The sequence below is a fragment of the Frateuria sp. GZRR33 genome (assembly GCF_051900425.1).
Lineage (GTDB): Bacteria > Pseudomonadota > Gammaproteobacteria > Xanthomonadales > Rhodanobacteraceae > Frateuria_A.
In genome coordinates this window covers 284,145-300,765 of the sequence record NZ_JBHZGK010000004.1, presented here as the reverse complement: position 1 = coordinate 300,765, position 16,621 = coordinate 284,145, and the positions used below count along the sequence as shown (strand labels likewise).

14 protein-coding genes are annotated in these 16,621 nt (G+C 70.6%); 8 read left to right on the top strand and 6 right to left on the bottom strand.

The features are described 5' to 3' along the window. Positions 1–40: 40 nt before the first annotated feature. From malQ to ACFWZU_RS07290, 4 genes are all read left to right on the top strand, one after another. On the top strand, positions 41–2,140 hold the full coding sequence (malQ, locus tag ACFWZU_RS07305; protein WP_439700742.1) for a 4-alpha-glucanotransferase: 2,100 nt from the start codon (positions 41–43) through the stop codon (positions 2,138–2,140). Positions 2,141–2,339: 199 nt separating this feature from the next. Then, positions 2,340–5,021 carry a malto-oligosyltrehalose synthase gene (gene treY, locus ACFWZU_RS07300; RefSeq protein ID WP_439700741.1) on the top strand — a complete coding sequence of 894 codons (2,682 nt, stop codon included), beginning with the start codon at positions 2,340–2,342 and terminating at the stop codon, positions 5,019–5,021. An 85-nt stretch (positions 5,022–5,106) separates the two neighbouring features. Next, entirely contained in the window at positions 5,107–5,733 is a 627-nt protein-coding gene (locus tag ACFWZU_RS07295; RefSeq protein WP_439700787.1) for a sigma-70 family RNA polymerase sigma factor, read from the top strand. Between the two features lie 5 nt (positions 5,734–5,738). Then, positions 5,739–6,398 (top strand): ChrR family anti-sigma-E factor, encoded by a 660-nt coding sequence (locus ACFWZU_RS07290; protein ID WP_439700786.1) that lies wholly within the window; start codon positions 5,739–5,741, stop codon positions 6,396–6,398. A gap of 226 nt (positions 6,399–6,624) precedes the next feature. Here ACFWZU_RS07290 and ACFWZU_RS07285 read toward each other — a convergent pair whose 3' ends face one another. Beyond that, positions 6,625–7,203 (bottom strand): lipocalin family protein, encoded by a 579-nt coding sequence (locus ACFWZU_RS07285; protein WP_439700740.1) that lies wholly within the window; start codon positions 7,201–7,203, stop codon positions 6,625–6,627. A 202-nt stretch (positions 7,204–7,405) separates the two neighbouring features. Here ACFWZU_RS07285 and ACFWZU_RS07280 point away from each other — a divergent pair, with 202 nt between their 5' ends. Further along, positions 7,406–7,903 (top strand): TspO/MBR family protein, encoded by a 498-nt coding sequence (locus ACFWZU_RS07280; RefSeq protein ID WP_439700739.1) that lies wholly within the window; start codon positions 7,406–7,408, stop codon positions 7,901–7,903. On the opposite strand, the gene ACFWZU_RS07275 is transcribed toward ACFWZU_RS07280, so the two are convergent. Both ACFWZU_RS07275 and ACFWZU_RS07270 read right to left on the bottom strand, forming a co-directional pair. Further along, entirely contained in the window at positions 7,881–9,323 is a 1,443-nt protein-coding gene (locus tag ACFWZU_RS07275) for a cryptochrome/photolyase family protein (protein ID WP_439700738.1), read from the bottom strand. The genes ACFWZU_RS07280 and ACFWZU_RS07275 overlap by 23 nt on opposite strands. A gap of 169 nt (positions 9,324–9,492) precedes the next feature. Further along, positions 9,493–9,771, bottom strand: a complete 279-nt coding sequence (locus ACFWZU_RS07270) for a hypothetical protein (RefSeq protein ID WP_209618053.1) — start codon at positions 9,769–9,771, stop codon at positions 9,493–9,495. A gap of 242 nt (positions 9,772–10,013) precedes the next feature. On the opposite strand from ACFWZU_RS07270, the gene ACFWZU_RS07265 reads away from it, so the two are divergent. Further along, positions 10,014–10,472, top strand: coding sequence for a DUF305 domain-containing protein (locus ACFWZU_RS07265; protein WP_439700737.1), 459 nt, complete (start codon positions 10,014–10,016; stop codon positions 10,470–10,472). Between the two features lie 305 nt (positions 10,473–10,777). Here ACFWZU_RS07265 and ACFWZU_RS07260 read toward each other — a convergent pair whose 3' ends face one another. From ACFWZU_RS07260 to ACFWZU_RS07250, 3 genes are all read right to left on the bottom strand, one after another. Then, the gene (locus tag ACFWZU_RS07260) at positions 10,778–11,779 is read right to left on the bottom strand and encodes a copper resistance protein B (protein ID WP_439700736.1); all 1,002 of its coding nucleotides are present in this window, start codon (positions 11,777–11,779) and stop codon (positions 10,778–10,780) included. Positions 11,780–11,787: 8 nt separating this feature from the next. After that, positions 11,788–13,566 carry a copper resistance system multicopper oxidase gene (locus ACFWZU_RS07255; RefSeq protein WP_439700735.1) on the bottom strand — a complete coding sequence of 593 codons (1,779 nt, stop codon included), beginning with the start codon at positions 13,564–13,566 and terminating at the stop codon, positions 11,788–11,790. A 90-nt stretch (positions 13,567–13,656) separates the two neighbouring features. Then, entirely contained in the window at positions 13,657–14,037 is a 381-nt protein-coding gene (locus ACFWZU_RS07250; protein ID WP_439700734.1) for a hypothetical protein, read from the bottom strand. 803 nt (positions 14,038–14,840) lie between these two features. Between ACFWZU_RS07250 and ACFWZU_RS07245 the strand changes: the two genes are divergently transcribed. Both ACFWZU_RS07245 and ACFWZU_RS07240 read left to right on the top strand, forming a co-directional pair. After that, complete coding sequence (locus ACFWZU_RS07245) at positions 14,841–15,470, top strand: trimeric intracellular cation channel family protein (RefSeq protein WP_439700785.1); 630 nt, start codon at positions 14,841–14,843, stop codon at positions 15,468–15,470. A gap of 89 nt (positions 15,471–15,559) precedes the next feature. Continuing rightward, positions 15,560–16,603 carry a L,D-transpeptidase family protein gene (locus ACFWZU_RS07240; protein ID WP_439700733.1) on the top strand — a complete coding sequence of 348 codons (1,044 nt, stop codon included), beginning with the start codon at positions 15,560–15,562 and terminating at the stop codon, positions 16,601–16,603. Positions 16,604–16,621 lie beyond the last annotated feature (18 nt).

Sequence of the window (16,621 nt, the reverse complement as noted above, 5' to 3'; positions counted from 1 at the left end):
AGGTGGCCAGCAAGGGTCGCCGCACGGAGCGGGGTAGACTGTGAGCGACCTCGACGCCCGCCTCGCCGAGCTTGCCGGGCAGGCCGGCGTCGACGTGCACTGGCGCGACGCCAACGATCGACCGCAGGAGGTGGCGCCGCCCACGCTGCGCGCCGTGCTTGATGCGCTGGGCCTGCCGTGCGCGAACGAGGGCGACATCGACGACAGCCTCGACCGGTTGCGCCGCGAGCGCGAAGGAACCCGGCTGCCGCGCCTGCTGGTGACTGACGCCGGTGGCTCCATTGCATTGCCGCCTGCCCATGCGCTGCGCCATTACCGCATGGAAGACGAGCAGGGCAGTCCGGTCGACCAGGGCACACTGGCGGCGGACGAGCGCACGCTGCGCGCGCCGGCGATAGCCGGTTACTACCGCCTGCTGCTGGGTGAGGACGAATGCACGCTTGCCGTCGCCCCGGCGCGCGCGTTCGGCGTGGGCGACATCGCCGGCGCGCACGGCCGCCCCTGGGGCGTGGCCGTGCAGCTGTCGAGCCTGCGCCGCCCGGGCGATGGCGGCCTCGGCGACTTCACCGCGCTGGAGCAGTGCGCCCGCGCAGCCGCCACACGCGGCGCCGACGCGCTGGCGATCAGCCCGGTGCATGCTCTGTTCGCCGCCGCGCCCGAGCGCTACAGCCCATATGCGCCCTCCAGCCGGCTGTTCCTCAACCCGCTGTACGTCGACCCGGGGCGCGTGGGCGGCGCCTCGGCGCTGCGCACGGTCATCGACGCACACAACCTGCGCCAGGAGCTGGCCGAGCTCGAATGGCTCGAACTGATCGACTGGCCACGGGCGGCGCGCGCGCGCATGACGCTGCTGCGCACGCTGTTCGAATGGTCCACCGCCGACTCCAAGCTGACCCAGGCGCTGTGCGCCTTCCGCAAGGCGCAGGGCGAGGCGCTCGAGCGCCACGCGCGTTTCGAGGCGTTGCAGGTGCACTTCCGCGCGCACGACATGCCCGGCGGCTGGCAGGCCTGGCCGTCCGAATACCACGACCCGGCGAGCCCGGCGGTGGCGACCTTCGCACGCGAGCACAGCCGCGAGGTGGCCTTCCACGCGTTCCTGCAATGGCAGGCCAGGCGCGGGCTGGAAGATGCGCAGCACACCGCGCGCGCCTCGGGCATGGCGATCGGGTTGATCGCGGACCTGGCGGTCGGCACCGATCCCGGCGGCAGCCAGGCCTGGAGCCACCAGGGCGAACTGCTGCACGGCCTGTCGGTGGGTGCGCCGCCGGATCTGCTCAACCGCAACGGGCAGGACTGGGGCCTGACCACCTTCTCTCCGGCGGGCCTCAAGCGCAGTGGCTATGCCGGCTATCTCGCGATGCTGCGCACTGCGCTCGCGCATGCCGGCGGCGTGCGCATCGACCACGTGCTGGGCCTCAAGCGCCTGTGGCTGGTCCCGCATGGCCACGGCGCGACCGGGGGCGCCTACGTGCGCTATCCGTTCGAGGACATGCTGCGGCTGCTCGCGATCGAATCGCATCGCAACCGGGCGATCGTCATCGGCGAAGACCTGGGCACGGTGCCCGCCGACTTCCGCCAGCGCCTTGGCGAGGCGGGTGTGCTGGGCATCCGCGTGCTGTGGTTCGAGCGCGCGGCCGACCGCGGTTTCATCGCGCCGAAGCACTGGTCGCCGGAGGCGATGGCGACCACCTCGACGCATGACGTGGCGACCGTGGCCGGCTGGTGGAGCGGGCGCGACATCGCATGGCGCGCCCGTGCGGGCCTGGCCGAGCCGGGTGTGGACGAAATCGCCGCGCGCGCGCTCGATCGCGACCGGTTGTGGCGCGCGCTGTGCGCGTCCGGTGCGGCGCAGGATGCCGGCGGCTCGCCGGACGAGAACCGGCCACCCTCGCCGGAGGACGTGACGCCGGTGGCCATCGCGGCCGCGGGCCACGTGGCGCGCGCGCCGGCGCCGCTGGTCATCGTTCCAGCCGAAGACCTGCTGGCATTGCCGGAACAGCCGAACTTGCCGGGCCCGACCGACGCGCTGCATCCCAACTGGCGCCGCCGATTGCCCGAGTCAGCCGCGCTGCTGTTCGATGGTCCGGTGGCGCAGGCATGCTGTGCCGCCGTGGCCGCGGCGCGAAACAACGCGTCGTGAGCGCGCGACCGCACGCCGTCGCTCCCTCTCGCCCGGCCCTTGCCGTAGGAGAGGTCTTTCCCGAACGGCTCCCCGCAAGCGTGGCCCCTCACCCAAGCCCTCTCCCCGGAGGGGAGAGGGCTTCAAATCCGGCAGGCACCCCATTTCCCGCAGCACCCGACGCACCGGGCGTGCCCAAGCGAAGTCGAAGGGCCTCGCCGTGAACGACCCCGTGCCCATCCCGCCGCGTGCGCTCGCGCGCCTGCAACTGCATGCCGGCTTCACCCTCGACGATGCCGCCGCGCAGGTCGACTACTACGCCGACCTGGGTGTGAGCCATCTCTACGCCTCGCCGCTGTTCACGGCGCGCCCCGGTTCGAACCACGGCTACGACGTCATCGACTACCACCGGGTCAATCCCGAACTCGGCGGCGAACCGGCGCTGCAACGGCTGGTGCAGGCGCTGCGCGCGCGCGGCATGGGCCTGGTGCTGGACATCGTCCCAAACCACATGTTCGCCGGTCCCGGCAACGCCTGGTGGATGGATGTCCTGTGCCATGGCCGCGCCAGCGCCTACGCCGGCTACTTCGACATCGACTGGCGCAGCCCCGATCCGCTGGTGCGCGGACACGTGCTGCTGCCCATCCTGGGCAAGCCTTACGCACAGGCGCTGCGCGACGGCGACGTCCGGCTCGGTCATGAGGGCGGGAACTACGTGTTGCGCGTGCACGACAACCCGTTGCCGCTCGCCCCGCCGTCGATCGAGGCGTTGCGCCGCGCAGGGGAGCCCTCGCGGGTGCTGTCGGCGCACGATGCCACGCGCGAGGCGGGCTTCGGCCAACTGCACGCCCTGCTGGAACAGCAGCACTACCGCCTGGCGCTGTGGAAGCTCGCCAACGACACGATCGATTACCGGCGCTTCTTCGACATCAACGAACTGGTCGGCATGCGCATGGATCGCACGCGCGTGTTCGAGGACAGCCATGCGCTGGTGTTCCGCCTCTACGCCGAAGGCCTGATCGACGGCCTGCGCGTGGACCACGTCGACGGCCTGGCCGATCCGCACCGCTATTGCCGCCAGTTGCGCCATCGACTGCGACGCCTGCAGCGGCAGCGTCCGGCCGGCGCGCCGCGTGGGCCGGCGTACCTGGTGGTGGAAAAAATCCTGGCCGAAGGCGAGCGCCTGCGCCCGGACTGGCGCATGGACGGCACCACGGGCTACGAATTCATGGACCAGGTCGGCGCACTGATGCACGACGGCGCCGGCGAGGCCATGCTGACCGAACTGTGGCAGGCGATCAGCGGCGAGCGCGCCGACTTCGCGACGGTGGCGCGCGCGGCGCGGCGGCAGATCCTGGTCGACAGCTTCGAGGCCGAACTGGACCGCACCGCGCGTGCCCTGTTCGACGCCGCGCGCGCCGACGTCTCCACCCGCGACGTCAGCCTGCCGGCGATCCGCCGCGTGCTGGTCGAGCTGCTGGTGCACTTCCCGGTGTACCGCACCTACGCCGGCGGCCTGGGCCGCGATGCGGTCGACGAGGCGGTGTTCCAGCAGGCCTATGCACGCGCCCGCCACCACGTGCGCATCGAGGATCGCGAACTGCTGGCCGAAGTGGCCGCCTGGCTCGGCGGCCAGGCGCCGCGCGGCTTGCCGCCGGGGCGCGTACGGCAGGCCCGCGAGCGGGCAATGCGGATCTTCCAGCAGGCCACCTCGCCGATGGCCGCCAAGGCGGTGGAGGACACCGCCTGCTATCGCTACGGGCGGCTGCTCTCGCGCAACGAGGTGGGCGCCGACCCCGGCCACCTGGCGCTGGACATCCCCACCTTCCACGCGTTGTGCGCCGAGCGCGCACGCGACTACCCACACAACCTGCTGGCCACCGCGACCCACGACCACAAGCGGGGCGAGGACGCCCGTGCCCGCCTGGCGGTGCTCTCGCAGGCGGCCGTGGTGCCGCACTGGGCCAGCACGGTCGAGCGCTGGCGCGAGCGCAACGGCCACCTGCGCGCCGCGATCGACGGCGCACCGGCGCCGTCCCCCGCCGACGAGTACATGCTCTACCAGACCCTGCTCGGCGCCTGGCCGCTGACGCTCGCGCCGGACGATCGCGAGGGCCTCGAGGCCTTCCGCGCACGCGTGGCCCAGTGGCAGCGCAAGGCACTGCGCGAGGCCAAGCGCCGTTCGCGCTGGAGCCGTCCCAACGAGCCGTACGAGGACGCCTGCGACGCGTTCCTGACCGCAATGCTGGCGCCGGCCCACGGCTTCGCAGGCGAACTGCACGCCTTCGTGCAGCGCATCGCAGCCGCAGGCGCCGCCAATAGCCTGGTGCAGACTGCGTTGCGACTGACCACGCCCGGCGTGCCCGACACCTATCAGGGCACCGGGTTCTGGGACTTCAGCCTGGTCGACCCGGACAATCGCAGTCCGGTCGATTTCGACGCGCGGCGCGCGGCACTGGCGACCGGGGCGCCGTGGGACGCGCTGCTCGGCCGGTGGCGCGATGGCGCGATCAAGCAGCGCGTGCTCCAGGCGTTGCTGCAGTCGCGGTCGCGCCACCCGGCCGTGTTCGCGCAAGGCGGTTACCGCCAGTTGCCGGTGGATGAGCCGGAAGGGATAGCCGCGGGCCGGTTGCTGGCGTTCCAGCGCAAGCTCGACGGCCAGGCGGTCATCGTGCTGGCGTTGCGCCACACGGCCGGCGTGCTGCTGGACGCGCGCGAGCCACGCTGGGACTGCGCCGCAACGACCGCACTGCTCGCGCCGGACGTGCGCGTGCGCGGTGTCGCTCCGGGGCGGTACCGCAATCTCCTCGGCGAGGGCGAGGGGAGCGTCGCGGATGCACTGCAGCCCGCGGACTGGCTGTCGCCGCTGCCGGTGGCCGTGCTGGAGCCGCTGGGCCCCTGACCCGCGCCCGGCGTCCGCGCCAGGGCTGCATCCATTCGGCCACGGCCTGCGTACAGGTTGCCGACCACCACGGCGACACATGGCTATGATGGACCTGGATCACCCCACCACGACGGTGGCGCGTTTCGAGGCTGCGAAACTCGTGCAAAGACCCCCCACCGCCGCACGACACGACTGGGCCGTGCTGGTGGAGGCGGTGGCGCGCCGGCGCGACCGCGACAGCTTCCTGCGCATCTACGACTATTTCGCGCCCCGGCTGCGCCGCTATCTGGTGGGCCTGGGCGGCGACGAGGGGTTGGCCGAGGAACTGGCCCAGGAAGCCCTGCTGCGCCTGTGGCAGCGCGCCGCGCAATACGACGCGGCGCGCAGCAGCCTGAGTACCTGGCTGTTCCGCATCGCCCGCAACCTGTTCATCGACCGGGCCCGCAAGGAACCGGTCTGGAGCCAGACGCAGGAGTACCTCGAAGAGATGGGCGTGCTTGACGGCACCGGCGGCGAAAGCGAACCGCCCGGTACCGAGGCGCTCACCGAGGAAGCCAACATCCGCCGCGCGATCGAGCAACTGCCCGCGGTGCAGGCGCGACTGATCCGCATGTCCTATTTCGAGGCCAAGAGCCACCAGGCCATCGCCGACGAACTCGGGATGCCGCTGGGGACCGTCAAGTCCCATTTGCGCCGGGCCTTCCTCAAGCTGCAGAACGAACTCCGATGAGACCGATGAACCCACGCCACCATCTGGGCGAAGCAACGCTGCTCAGCTACGCCGCCGGCGCATTGCCTACCGCGCTCGGGGTAGTCGCCGCGGCGCACCTGAGCGTATGCGCCGACTGCCGGCAGCGGTTGCGCCTGGCCGAACGCATCGGCGGCGGGTTGATCGAGATGCAGCAGGACCGGCCTTCGCCGGAGCAGGCCCGTCAGGCCATGCTCGCCCGGCTCGACGACAAGCCCGCGCCCGCGGGGGCCTCGCTGCTGCCGCCGGCTACCCTGGCGGACGACCCCGACGCCCTGCCGGCGCCGCTCCATCCGTACTTCGGGCCGTCGCTGAGCGGGCTGCGCTGGCGCTGGCTGGCGCCGGGCGTCCATCTGATCCGCGCCCGGGTCGACGAGGGGAACCTGTTCATGCTGCGCATCGGCCCGGGCCGGAGCATGCCGGTGCATGGCCACAACGGCAGCGAGCTGACCCAGATCCTGCGCGGCGCCTACAACGACGAGTTGGGCCATTTCGCACCCGGCGACATGGCGGACCTGGACGACGAGATCGAACACCAGCCGGTCACCGCCGAGGGCGGGGCATGCATCTGCGTGGCCGCCCTGGACGGCACGTTGCGCTTTGAGGGCTGGTTCGCGCGGACCCTGCAACCGCTGTTCGGACTGTAAGCCGGACACGCCTGCGGGCGTGTCTCAAGCGCACCTGGCGCGGCCTTGTCGAACAGCACGTTCAGGCGCTGCGCTCCAGCGGCTTCAGCGGATGGCCACGCTTGCGCGGGCCTTCGGACGGATTGGCGCCGCCGTCCATTGACGATGCACGTGCGCGCCGCAAATGGCTTGCGGCGAAGGGCATTTCGGCACGCACGAACGCGCAGGCCGTCAGTCGCCTGCTGCGCTATTGGCAGTCGGCGATGGCACCGTCGACCGCCTGCTCCATGCCACGATCGGGCCACTGCTGCGGCACCTTGACGACCCGTTTGGGGTCGTAGCCCATCGTGGCCACCCGAGCCAGCATCGCCTGGTAGTCGCTCGCCGGCACCTGCGGCGTGCGCGCCATGTACCAGAGGTAATCGCGCTTGTCGCGGGCGACGATGACCTGGCTGTAGTCCGGCGCGAGCCAGGCAACCAGGTACTGGGTCTTGAAGAACCAGGCGAAGTGGACGTGCCAGCGGGCCTGGCTGGCATCGGCGTCCACCGTCGCATACGAGCCGATGGTGTCGATCGGCGACTTGAACCCGCCCTTGCGGTGCACGTAACGGGTGCAGATCTCCCCGTCGGGGGTGAGCCGGTAGAGCTCCACGGCGTTGTAGCTGTTCCGCTCGGGGCGGGTGGGAATCGCGGCGATCACGTACCACCGGCCCATGTAGCGCGGTACGTCGACATGGGCGACCGGCACGATCGGGGGCGGGTTTGCCCGGGTGCATCCGGGCAGGCCGATGGCCGCGAGCAGGCAGTACAGCATGGGTGATTTCATCGGGATGATCCCTTGCTGGAAGCGGGCAGGGGTGGCCGTTCGGCCGGATGGACGGCCGTTATACGGGCACGCTGCTTCCATCGGATGCAGGCCGGGTGTCGTATGCACGCCGCGGCGGTCATCCGTTCGGCGATGCCTGCCGTAAAGGCAAGGCCGGGCACGCGACGGCGACGTCCTTTCAACCAACGGCAGGAGTTTCTCCATGGCACCGAAGACACCGTCCCGCCCCTGGCTCGGCCTGGCCGGATGGTGGCTGCTGAGCTTTGCGGCGGCCGCCATCGGCGCGCTGGCCTCGATTCAGGCCGCGGCGTTCTACGGGCAATTGGCGCAACCGTCGTGGGCTCCGCCGGCGTCGGTGTTCGGTCCGGTGTGGACCGTGCTGTACGCGCTGATGGGTGTTGCCGCCTGGCTGGTCTGGCGCGAGGCCGGACAGCCCGGGCGGCGCGTGGCGCTGGTGTTGTTCGTGGTGCAGCTGGCTTTCAACGCGTTGTGGAGCTGGCTGTTCTTCGCCTGGCACCTGGGCGGATGGGCGTTCGCCGACATCGTCGTGCTGTGGCTGCTGCTGGTTGCCACGGTGGTCGCGTTCTGGCGGGTGCGGGCGATCGCCGGCGCGTTGCTGCTGCCCTATCTGGCGTGGGTCAGCTTCGCCACCGCGCTGAACTGGGCCGTGTGGCGGCTCAACCCGTCCGTGCTGGGATAGGACCGCTCGATCCATCTTTCACGCGCTGATAGGCGTCCAGCGCGCGCTGGCGGGACTGGCCCAGATCCACCATGGGCGCGGGATAACCGCTGCGGCGAAGCAAAGCCGGGTCCTTCCACGGCTCGTGCCGCAGTGCCGGCGGCGCCCCCGCCAGCTCCGGCAGCCAGCGCGCAAGGTACTCGCCCTCCGGGTCGAAGCGCTGCGCCTGCGTGACCGGATTGAACACGCGAAAGTAGGGCGCCGCGTCCGCACCGCAACCGGCGACCCATTGCCAGCCCATCGTGTTGTTGGCCAGGTCCGCGTCCACCAGCGTGTCCCAGAACCAGTTCGCGCCGTGGCGCCAGTGCTGGCGCAGGTTCTTGGTCAGCAGGCTGGCGACGATCATGCGTACGCGGTTGTGCATCCAACCGGTGTGCCACAGCTCCCGCATGCCCGCGTCCACCAGCGGGATACCGGTGCGGCCGCGACGCCAGCGTTCCAGCGCGGGCTCGTCCGGCGGCTCCCACAGGCGATCGTCGAAGCGTGGGTTGAAGTTCTCGTTGGTCGTGTGCGGAAAATGGAAGAGCAGGTGGTGCGCGAACTCGCGCCAGCCCAGTTCGCGAAGATAGGGTTCCAGGTCGGCCCGCCGACGTGCATCGACGTTGCGGCGCTCCAGCTCGTGGTGGATCTGTCGCGGCGAGATCTCGCCGAAATGCAGGTGGGGCGACAGCCGGGACGTGCCGTGGCGGGCAGGCAGGTCGCGCAGCCGCGCGTAGTCGGCCAGCGCATCGTCGGCAAAGAGGTCCAATAGCTCGTGTGCACCGGCCTCTCCTGGCCGCCAGCTGGCCGCCAGGCCACCATCCCAGGGCTGGTTCGGCAGCAGGTCGAACGCAGCCAGGGGCAGCGTGTCGTCCTGTGCCGCCCAATCGTGGAACGCCGGTTCCGGCAAGGGCGCCTGCGCCGTCAGTTGAGGACGCAGGGTGCGCCAATAGGGAGTGAATACCCGATAGGGATCACCCTGCCGCGTGGCAACGGTCCAGGGCTCGGACCAGAGCGCCGCGTTGTGCGTGTGCACCGCCACGCCCTGCGCCTGCAACGCGGCCTTCAGGTGCGTATCGCGTGCGATGGATGCAGGCTCGTACTGGCGGTTCCAGTACACCGCCTGGGCACCGGTGCGGGAGATCAGCCCGCGCAGGGTGTCGAGCGTAGGGCCGCGCGCCAGATGGAGGCCCGCACCCCGCCCACGCAGGCGCTGCCCGAGCGCGGCAAGCGAGTGGTGCAGCCACCAGCGGCTGGCGGCGCCAGGGGCGTACCCGCCTTCCTCTTCCGGCGCATGGATGTACACCGGCAGCACGCGTGCATGCGACGCGCAGGCCGAACTCAGTGCGGGGTTGTCCGCCAGGCGCAGGTCGCGCCGGAACAGCATCAGCGCGATCGTCATGGCAGGCGGGCGGCGAGGCGGAGGCGGAGGCAACCGCGGTGTGCGGGAGGATGCATCGGCGCAGCCTAGCGTTGCGCCGGGCTTCGCTCAACGTGCGGATGCCGGGGTGCGCGAAAGGCCTGTCGCGGGAGACAGGCCTTCGGGGAGGGATCGGTGCTGGCGCCTGCCGTCAGATCAGCCAGCAGGTAGCCGGCTGGGTGGGCGAGATCCAGGGGAACTGGTCGTCTTCGTCCGGTTCCGGGGTAGGCACTGGGATGCGCGGCGTGCGACGGTCCTCGGTCGGCCACTCGATGTCGCTGTGGCGACGGTCCAGCGGCGCGTCCTGGTCGGTCGGCCAGCGTGGGGTCTGCTCCGGACCGATCGCCGGACCATTGATGGTCCAGTCGTGGTCACGGATGAAACCGGGGTGGCGGCGGAGGGTGGAGGGGCTGCGGACGTTCATGGTCATGGGGCGAAACACGTTCCAAAACAACTGGATGTAGTTTCCGGTCCCCGCTGTCTACGGACCGCGAAGAGAGGGCTGCCGATGCATTAAGAACGCTTGTCGCATGTGCCGTGCGGACGGGCGGGTCGCTCGTGGTTCAGGGTCAGCGCTTCCGTTCCAGCCGGCGACGTGACCGGACGTCTCACGCGCCAACGACGTGCAGCATCTCTATGGTCGTTGACCACTATGAAAAAGGGAGAGCTGTCATGAAAGCGGGTTATGGATCTTTTGCGGCCATGGTCACGGCCTCCACTGTGGTGATGTTCGCCCTCATGTACTTCACCGCCGAGCAGTGGTCCCACGTTTACTGGAGCCAGACGCGCGCCTACATGGCATTGGTCATGGGCGCGGCGATGACGATCATCATGTTGGGCTTCATGTGGCGCATGTATCCCAGGCGGGACATCAATACCGGCATCATCGTCGGCGCGCTCGTTGTCTTCTTCGGTGCGTGGTACCTGGCGCGAAGCCAGGCGACGGTGGGCGACGTGGCCTACATGCGGGCGATGATTCCGCACCATTCCATCGCCATCCTGACCAGCGAGCGCGCCGGCATCTCCGACCCGCGTGTGCGTCGACTGGCGGACGGGATCATTGCGTCGCAGCGGCGCGAGATCGGCGAAATGAAGGCCTTGATTGCCGACCTGGAGGACAAGGGGAAATGAACCGTCAGGCGTGCCGACAGCGAGCGTGAGGCTCTGCAGCAAGTGGAAGTCCGGGCGCCGCAGCGCGTCGCCGGCGCGCTGCGCTTGCACAGGCGCGCGAGCTCGGCGCATGCCCGGTCGCAACGCCAGGGCCGCGATGGCCTGGCGCAGCTCCGGCGCCCCGAAGGCGTTGAACAGCCGCAACTTCCATGCGGATTCCGCGCGCGGTGTCGCCGAGCGCGCCTTGAGAGGCGGATCGGGGCACGGAGCACTCGCAGGCATGGCAGGGTCCGTCCGATGATGACACTGCTGAGTGCCCCGCCGATCTACAGGCGGATGCGTACGCCGGCCACCCACTGCCATTCGAACGGGCGCCGGTCGTGGTCGGCCGCGCTCCCGAACCGGCGCGTCCATACCCCGCCGACGTAAGGCGCCACCTCGCGCCGGATCTCGTAGCGCAGGCGTAACCCCAGGGCGACGTCCGACAGGCCGCTGCCAAGGCGGCGCGCCGGGTCCGCCTTGCCGTACGCGTTGAGCTCCAGCTCCGGCTGCAGCACCAGGCGCTGGGTGAACAGCAGTTCGTAGTCGGCGCGCAGGCGTGCGGCGGTGCGGCCGGCCGGGCCGACGTAGCCGGTCGCTTCCAGCTCGAACCAGTACGGCGCGAGGCCCTGGACGCCGAAGGCTATCCATTGGCGGCCCGGGCCTCCGCCCGTGTCCGTGCGCACGCCGAGCTGGGTATCCCAGAAAGCGGCCACGGCGTGCTGCCAGAGCAGCTCGACGTCGGCCGCCTCGAGCCGGCCGCCACTGCGTTCGCCCTCGCTGCGCAGCCACAGCTTGTCGCGGCTGTCGCCGTAGCCACCCTGGATGTCCCACTGCTGGCCGTCGCCACGCGCTGTGTGTACCGCCTCCAGGCGGTCGACATGCAGCACGGCGAAGCGCGGGTCTTCTCCCATCGCCATGTCGATGCCGTGCATGGGGCTCGCGTGCAGGCCATCGGAATAGTCGGGCTCGCGCGCGTCCGGCGGTGGGGTGCCGCCCTGCGCGGGCCCCATGTCGTGATGCATGGGCGCGGATGGGTAGCGCGTGGCCGGCGCGTGCCGATGCTGCGCAGGCGTGGCGGCCTCGTGCATCGGGTGGTGATCGTCCGCCGGGATCGACATCGGGTCGTGGCGGGCCGGCGCGTGCGGCTCCTGCCCGGCGCCCGCCGGCGAGGCTGCGGCGGGTATGGCGTGATGATCCATGCCGGGCATGGCGCCCATGTCCATGTCCGGCATTTCCTGGGCCTGGGCGCCGGCCATGCAGGCGACCAGTGCCAGTGAAGCGAGCATGGGGCGGCTCATGACACCACGACCTCGCGGAACATGCCCGCCTCCATGTGGTAGAGCAGGTGGCAGTGGTAAGCCCAGCGCCCCGGGTTGTCGGCGGTTACGCGGTAGCTGATGCGCTGCGCCGGCTGCACGTTGATGGTGTGCTTGCGCACCAGCACGTTGCCGGCCGCGTCCTCCAGGTCGCTGAACATGCCGTGCAGGTGGATCGGGTGGTTCATCATCGTGTCGTTGACCAGCACGATCCGCAGGCGCTCGCCCTTGCGGAAATGGATCGGCCGGGCGTCGGAGAACGGAACGCCGTCGAACGACCACAGGAAGCGCTCCATGTTGCCGGTGAGGTGCAGCTCGATCTCGCGCTCGGGTTCTCGCGCGTCGGGTGGCGGATCGAGTGAACGCAGGTCCGCGTAAGTGAGTACGCGCCGGCCGTTGTCGCGCAGGCCTATGCCGGGGTCGTCGAGGTTGGTGCGGGGCATGTCCACGCGCATGTCGACGGTCGGGCCGTATTCGGTGCGCGCGTGGTTGACCCCTCGCCCGTCGGCAGAGGGTGCCCGAAGGGCGGGCGAGGGGGTGGCTGAAGCATGGTGGTCGTGGCTCGCCCGAACCTGCATCCCCACCCCCTTTTCCTCGGGGCGAGGGGCGCCGTGCTGCATCTCCCCCATCATGTCCTGCATCCCGAGCCACACGCGCGCATCCATCGACGGTACGTCCGCCTGCATGCCCTCGCGCGGCGCGAGCGTGCCGCGGGCGTAGCCGGTGCGGTCGATCGACTGGGCGAACAGGGTGTAGGCGCGCGCGTCCTGCGGCTCCACGATCACGTCGTAGGTCTCCGCCACCGAGATGCGGAACTCGTCCACCGGCACCGGCGCGACGTCCTGGCCATCGGCGGCCACGACGGTCATCGCCAGCCCGGGGATGCGGACGTCGAAGATGGTCGAGGCCGAGCCGTTGATGAAGCGCAGGCGGATCCGTTCGCCCGGCCGGAACAGCGCCGTCCAGTTGCCGGCCGGCGCCATGCCGTTGATCAGATAGGTGTAGGCGGCGCCGCCGACGTCGGCCAGGTCGGTCGGGTTCATGCGCATGCGGTTCCACATCCGGCGCATGGCGAGCGCTTCGCCCAGGCCGTGCTGGCGCGCGTCGCGCAGGAAGTCCGGCACGGTGGGCTGGTGGAGGTTGTAGTAGTCGCTGCGCTTCCTCAGGCGCGTGTAGATGCGCGTGGGGTCCTCGTCGGTCCAGTCGTTCAGCATCACCACGTAGTCGCGGTCGACCCCATGGCGCTCGGGCCCTGCCGGGTCGATCACCAGCGCGCCGAACAGCCCGGTCTGCTCCTGGAAATGCGAATGGGCGTGGTACCAGTAGGTGCCCGCCTGGCGCACGTCGAAGCGGTAGGTGAAGGTCTCGCCCGGCGCGATGCCGTCGAAGGAGAGGCCAGGCACGCCGTCCATGTCGAACGGCAGCACGATGCCGTGCCAGTGGATCGAGGTCGCTTCGTGCAGATGGTTGGCGACGCGCAGCGTTACGGTGGTGCCTTCCTTCCAGCGCAGCAGCGGCCCCGGAAGGCTGCCGTTGACGGTGGTGGCCAGGCGCGGGCGGCCGGTGTAGTTGACCTGGGTCCGCCCGACGTCCAACTGGAAATCGGTGCCGGCAAGCACGCCTGGCGGTTGGACACCGGCCCGTGCGCGGGCGGGACGCACCAGCCCCAACCCCGCGGCCACGCCACCCACGGCAAGGCCCTGCACGAAGCGACGGCGCGACAGGCCGGCCGTCGGTAAAGCGGAAAGCTGTTTCATGGAACCACTCTGGCAAGCGCATCCAGGGGACGCGCAGGAACACGCGCCAGCGCACCGGCGGCGCGCATGGCGATCAGGACCGACGCAGGGTCAGGCCAGCGGTGGTCGCAGGGGCGGTGCGAAGCCGGAGAGGGGCGCCTCGATCGGATGCGGCGGCGCGTAACCGGCGCGGATGAGCGGCAGGGCCGCAAGCCCGGCCGGGGTGGACGGCAAAACGCCGGCGCAGGGCAGGGCGCACTGGCAGGCCGGCGTGGCGGAGCGATCGGGCATGCCCGCGTGGCCGTCACAGCAACCGGCACCGTCCATGGGCATCGAGGCGTGCGACGCGTGGGCGTCCGGCGTCGCCATCGGCTGCGCAGACGCCATGGGCGGCCACGCGACGAACGGCGCCACCGCAAGCATCAGCCACGCGAACAGGGCCATGGCCGACCGGCAACGCAGACGACGACGGGAGCGCAGGAACACGACCATGTTCCGCAGCGTAGCCATCGCGCTGCGGCCACTCAACTGTGGAGTGGGCTCCAGGCGGCGCGGCAAAGCGGCGCGGCGCCACCTACTCCCTCTTCCCGCCAGGGAGGGCGGGGCGATGGACCAGGGCTTGCCTCGGGAATCGGTTGTGTGGCGACAGAAAACCAAGCTCGTCTGCCGAGGTTTGAGGCGAGCCCCGGCCCCTCACCCCAACCCTCTCCCCGGTGGGGAGAGGGAGCTCGTCTGCGCCAGTGCCCTATGGCCTCGCACCCCAAGCGTTCCAACCATGGCGTGCCCCACGCGACCCACGCACAGCGCGAGTACTCCAAGCTCCCTCGTCGGCTCCCTCTCCCCGGCGGGGAGAGGGAGCTCGTCTGCGCCAGTGCCCTATGGCCTCGAACCCGAGCGTTCCAACCGTGGCGTGCCCCCACGCGACCCACGCACAACGCGAGTACTCCAGGCTCCCTCATCGACTCCCTCTCCCCTCAGGGGAGAGGGCTGGGGTGAGGGGTCAAGGCTTGCCTCGAAACCGTTTGTGCGGCGACAGAAACCCAAGCTCGTCTGCCGAGGTTTCAGACGAGCCCTGGCCCCTCACCCCGACCGTCCGCCCGGAGGACAGAGGGAGCTCATCGGCGCTGTCGCGGGGATGACGTCCGCTCGAGGCGGTCGAGCTTTCCTCTGCGACTCGACGCCGATCGCGGCGCTCCCGGACGGAGGAGGAACGCCATTCGCACCGCCTGCTTTAAGCTGGCGCGAGCGAAACGGAGGCGAAACGGGGTCTGGCAATGATCGACACGACGCGCGCCCTGCACACGCTGCTGCTGGTGCTCGACCTCTTCGGCACGTTCGTGTTCGCGTTGAGCGGCGCGCTGGTCGCCGTGCGGCGCGGACTGGATCTCTTCGGCGTGCTGGTGCTCTCCTTCGCCGCCAGCAGCGCCGGCGGCATCACCCGCGACCTGCTGATCGGCGCCACGCCGCCGGCAGCCATCGAGGACTGGCGCTACCTCGGCGTCTCCCTGCTCGCCGGTCTGCTGACTTTCTTCCGCTACGCCGACATCGAGCGGATGCGCAATCCGATGCAGCTCTCGGACGCCGCTGGCCTGGCCCTGTTCGCGGTGGCCGGCGCGCAGAAAGCGCTCGCCTACGACCTGCCGCCCGGCATGGCTGCGCTGCTGGGCATGCTCACCGGCATCGGTGGCGGCATGCTGCGCGACGTGCTGGTGTCGGACATCCCCACCGTGCTGCGTGCCGAGCTCTACGCGGTGGCCGCGCTGGCAGGCGCCGGCGTGGTGGTGGTGGGCGACATGCTGCACATGCCGCCCACGGCCACCACGCTGACCGGCGCCGGCCTGTGCTTCGGCCTGCGCTTCATGGCCATCCGCTACGGCTGGCGCCTGCCGGTCGCCCGGCCGCCGGATGCGGACCGGCACGGTTGACCCCGCGGGCCAGCGGCGCTGAACCCCCGGCGACCACCGCGGTCCCCTGTTGATCCTGGTCAACCGGATCCGGCTCCTGGTGAACGAGGATGAGTCCGGCTCAACGCGAGATGCCCGTGGAAGGTTTCGACAAGCTCGATCGAGCAATGGTGCCGCGGCGCGGCCCGGTTTGCCGCGCCCTGCTCACGTTGCTTTGGAGCGTCATGGCGCTCCTGGCGTGGCTGCCGGCGAGCCGCGCCGCGAACCAGCCGTTCTGGCGTCCCGAACTGGCCCCGGTGGGTCCGATGGTGATGCTGGTCAGCCTCGACGAACAGCGCATCTACGTCTACCGCAACGGCGTGGCGATCGGCGCCAGCCGCATCAGCTCCGGACGCAGCGGCTACGAGACTCCGACCGGTGTCTACACGATCCTGCAGAAGGAACGCGTCCATCATTCCAATCTGTACGACAACGCGCCGATGCCCTACATGCAGCGCCTGACCTGGGACGGGCTCGCGCTTCACGCCGGCACGCTGCCGGGGCATCCCGCCTCGCACGGGTGCATCCGCCTGCCGGAGAGCTTCGCCGAGCGCCTGTTCGAAGCCAGCCCGCGCGGGACCGTGGTGGTCGTGACCGACCAGCGTGTGGCGCCGCCGGAGATCAATCACCCCGCGGCCATCGCCCCCCTGGGCCTGGAAGGCGCGGCCCACCCAGGCGGGGAAGGCTCGCTCTGGCCGCCCGACGACGGCGGACCGGTCAGCGTCGTGGCAAGCACGCACGACCGGGCGCTCTTCGTGCTGCAGTCGGGAAGGCTGATCGCGAGCACGCCGCTGGAGGTGCCGGAAGGTTTCTCCGTGGGAGGCATGCTGCTCTATGTCCGGCGCGCCGGTACTTCCGCCGGCGCCGCCGAAGGTGACGGCGGGCTGTGGTCGGCCTACCGCGTGCTCGGCGAGGGCCCGGCTCCCGCGCCCCGCGCGCTGGCTGGCGAACTCAGCGTCCCCGACGCGTTCGGCGCACAGCTGCGTGCGCGCATTGCGGTCGGGACCACGGTGCTGGTCATGGACCTGCCGGCGCGCGGCGGCCAGCCGGTGCCCTACGGCACGCTGCTGGAGGCGAGGGAGGCGGTTCCCCGGAAAGCGCCCGGACACCCCTAGCACTTTGTTAAGGCGGAG

Bases quoted from the DNA above. Each gene is read 5' to 3' on its own strand.
- ACFWZU_RS07250 (WP_439700734.1), bottom strand. From the start codon at position 14,037: ATGGTCGTGTTCCTGCGCTCCCGTCGTCGTCTGCGTTGCCGGTCGGCC.
- ACFWZU_RS07275 (WP_439700738.1), bottom strand. From the start codon at position 9,323: ATGACGATCGCGCTGATGCTGTTCCGGCGCGACCTGCGCCTGGCGGAC.
- ACFWZU_RS07295 (WP_439700787.1), top strand. From the start codon at position 5,107: ATGATGGACCTGGATCACCCCACCACGACGGTGGCGCGTTTCGAGGCT.
- ACFWZU_RS07290 (WP_439700786.1), top strand. From the start codon at position 5,739: ATGAACCCACGCCACCATCTGGGCGAAGCAACGCTGCTCAGCTACGCC.
- ACFWZU_RS07265 (WP_439700737.1), top strand. From the start codon at position 10,014: ATGAAAGCGGGTTATGGATCTTTTGCGGCCATGGTCACGGCCTCCACT.
- ACFWZU_RS07270 (WP_209618053.1), bottom strand. From the start codon at position 9,771: ATGACCATGAACGTCCGCAGCCCCTCCACCCTCCGCCGCCACCCCGGT.
- ACFWZU_RS07285 (WP_439700740.1), bottom strand. From the start codon at position 7,203: ATGAAATCACCCATGCTGTACTGCCTGCTCGCGGCCATCGGCCTGCCC.
- ACFWZU_RS07280 (WP_439700739.1), top strand. From the start codon at position 7,406: ATGGCACCGAAGACACCGTCCCGCCCCTGGCTCGGCCTGGCCGGATGG.
- ACFWZU_RS07240 (WP_439700733.1), top strand. From the start codon at position 15,560: ATGAGTCCGGCTCAACGCGAGATGCCCGTGGAAGGTTTCGACAAGCTC.
- ACFWZU_RS07255 (WP_439700735.1), bottom strand. From the start codon at position 13,566: ATGAAACAGCTTTCCGCTTTACCGACGGCCGGCCTGTCGCGCCGTCGC.
- ACFWZU_RS07260 (WP_439700736.1), bottom strand. From the start codon at position 11,779: ATGCTCGCTTCACTGGCACTGGTCGCCTGCATGGCCGGCGCCCAGGCC.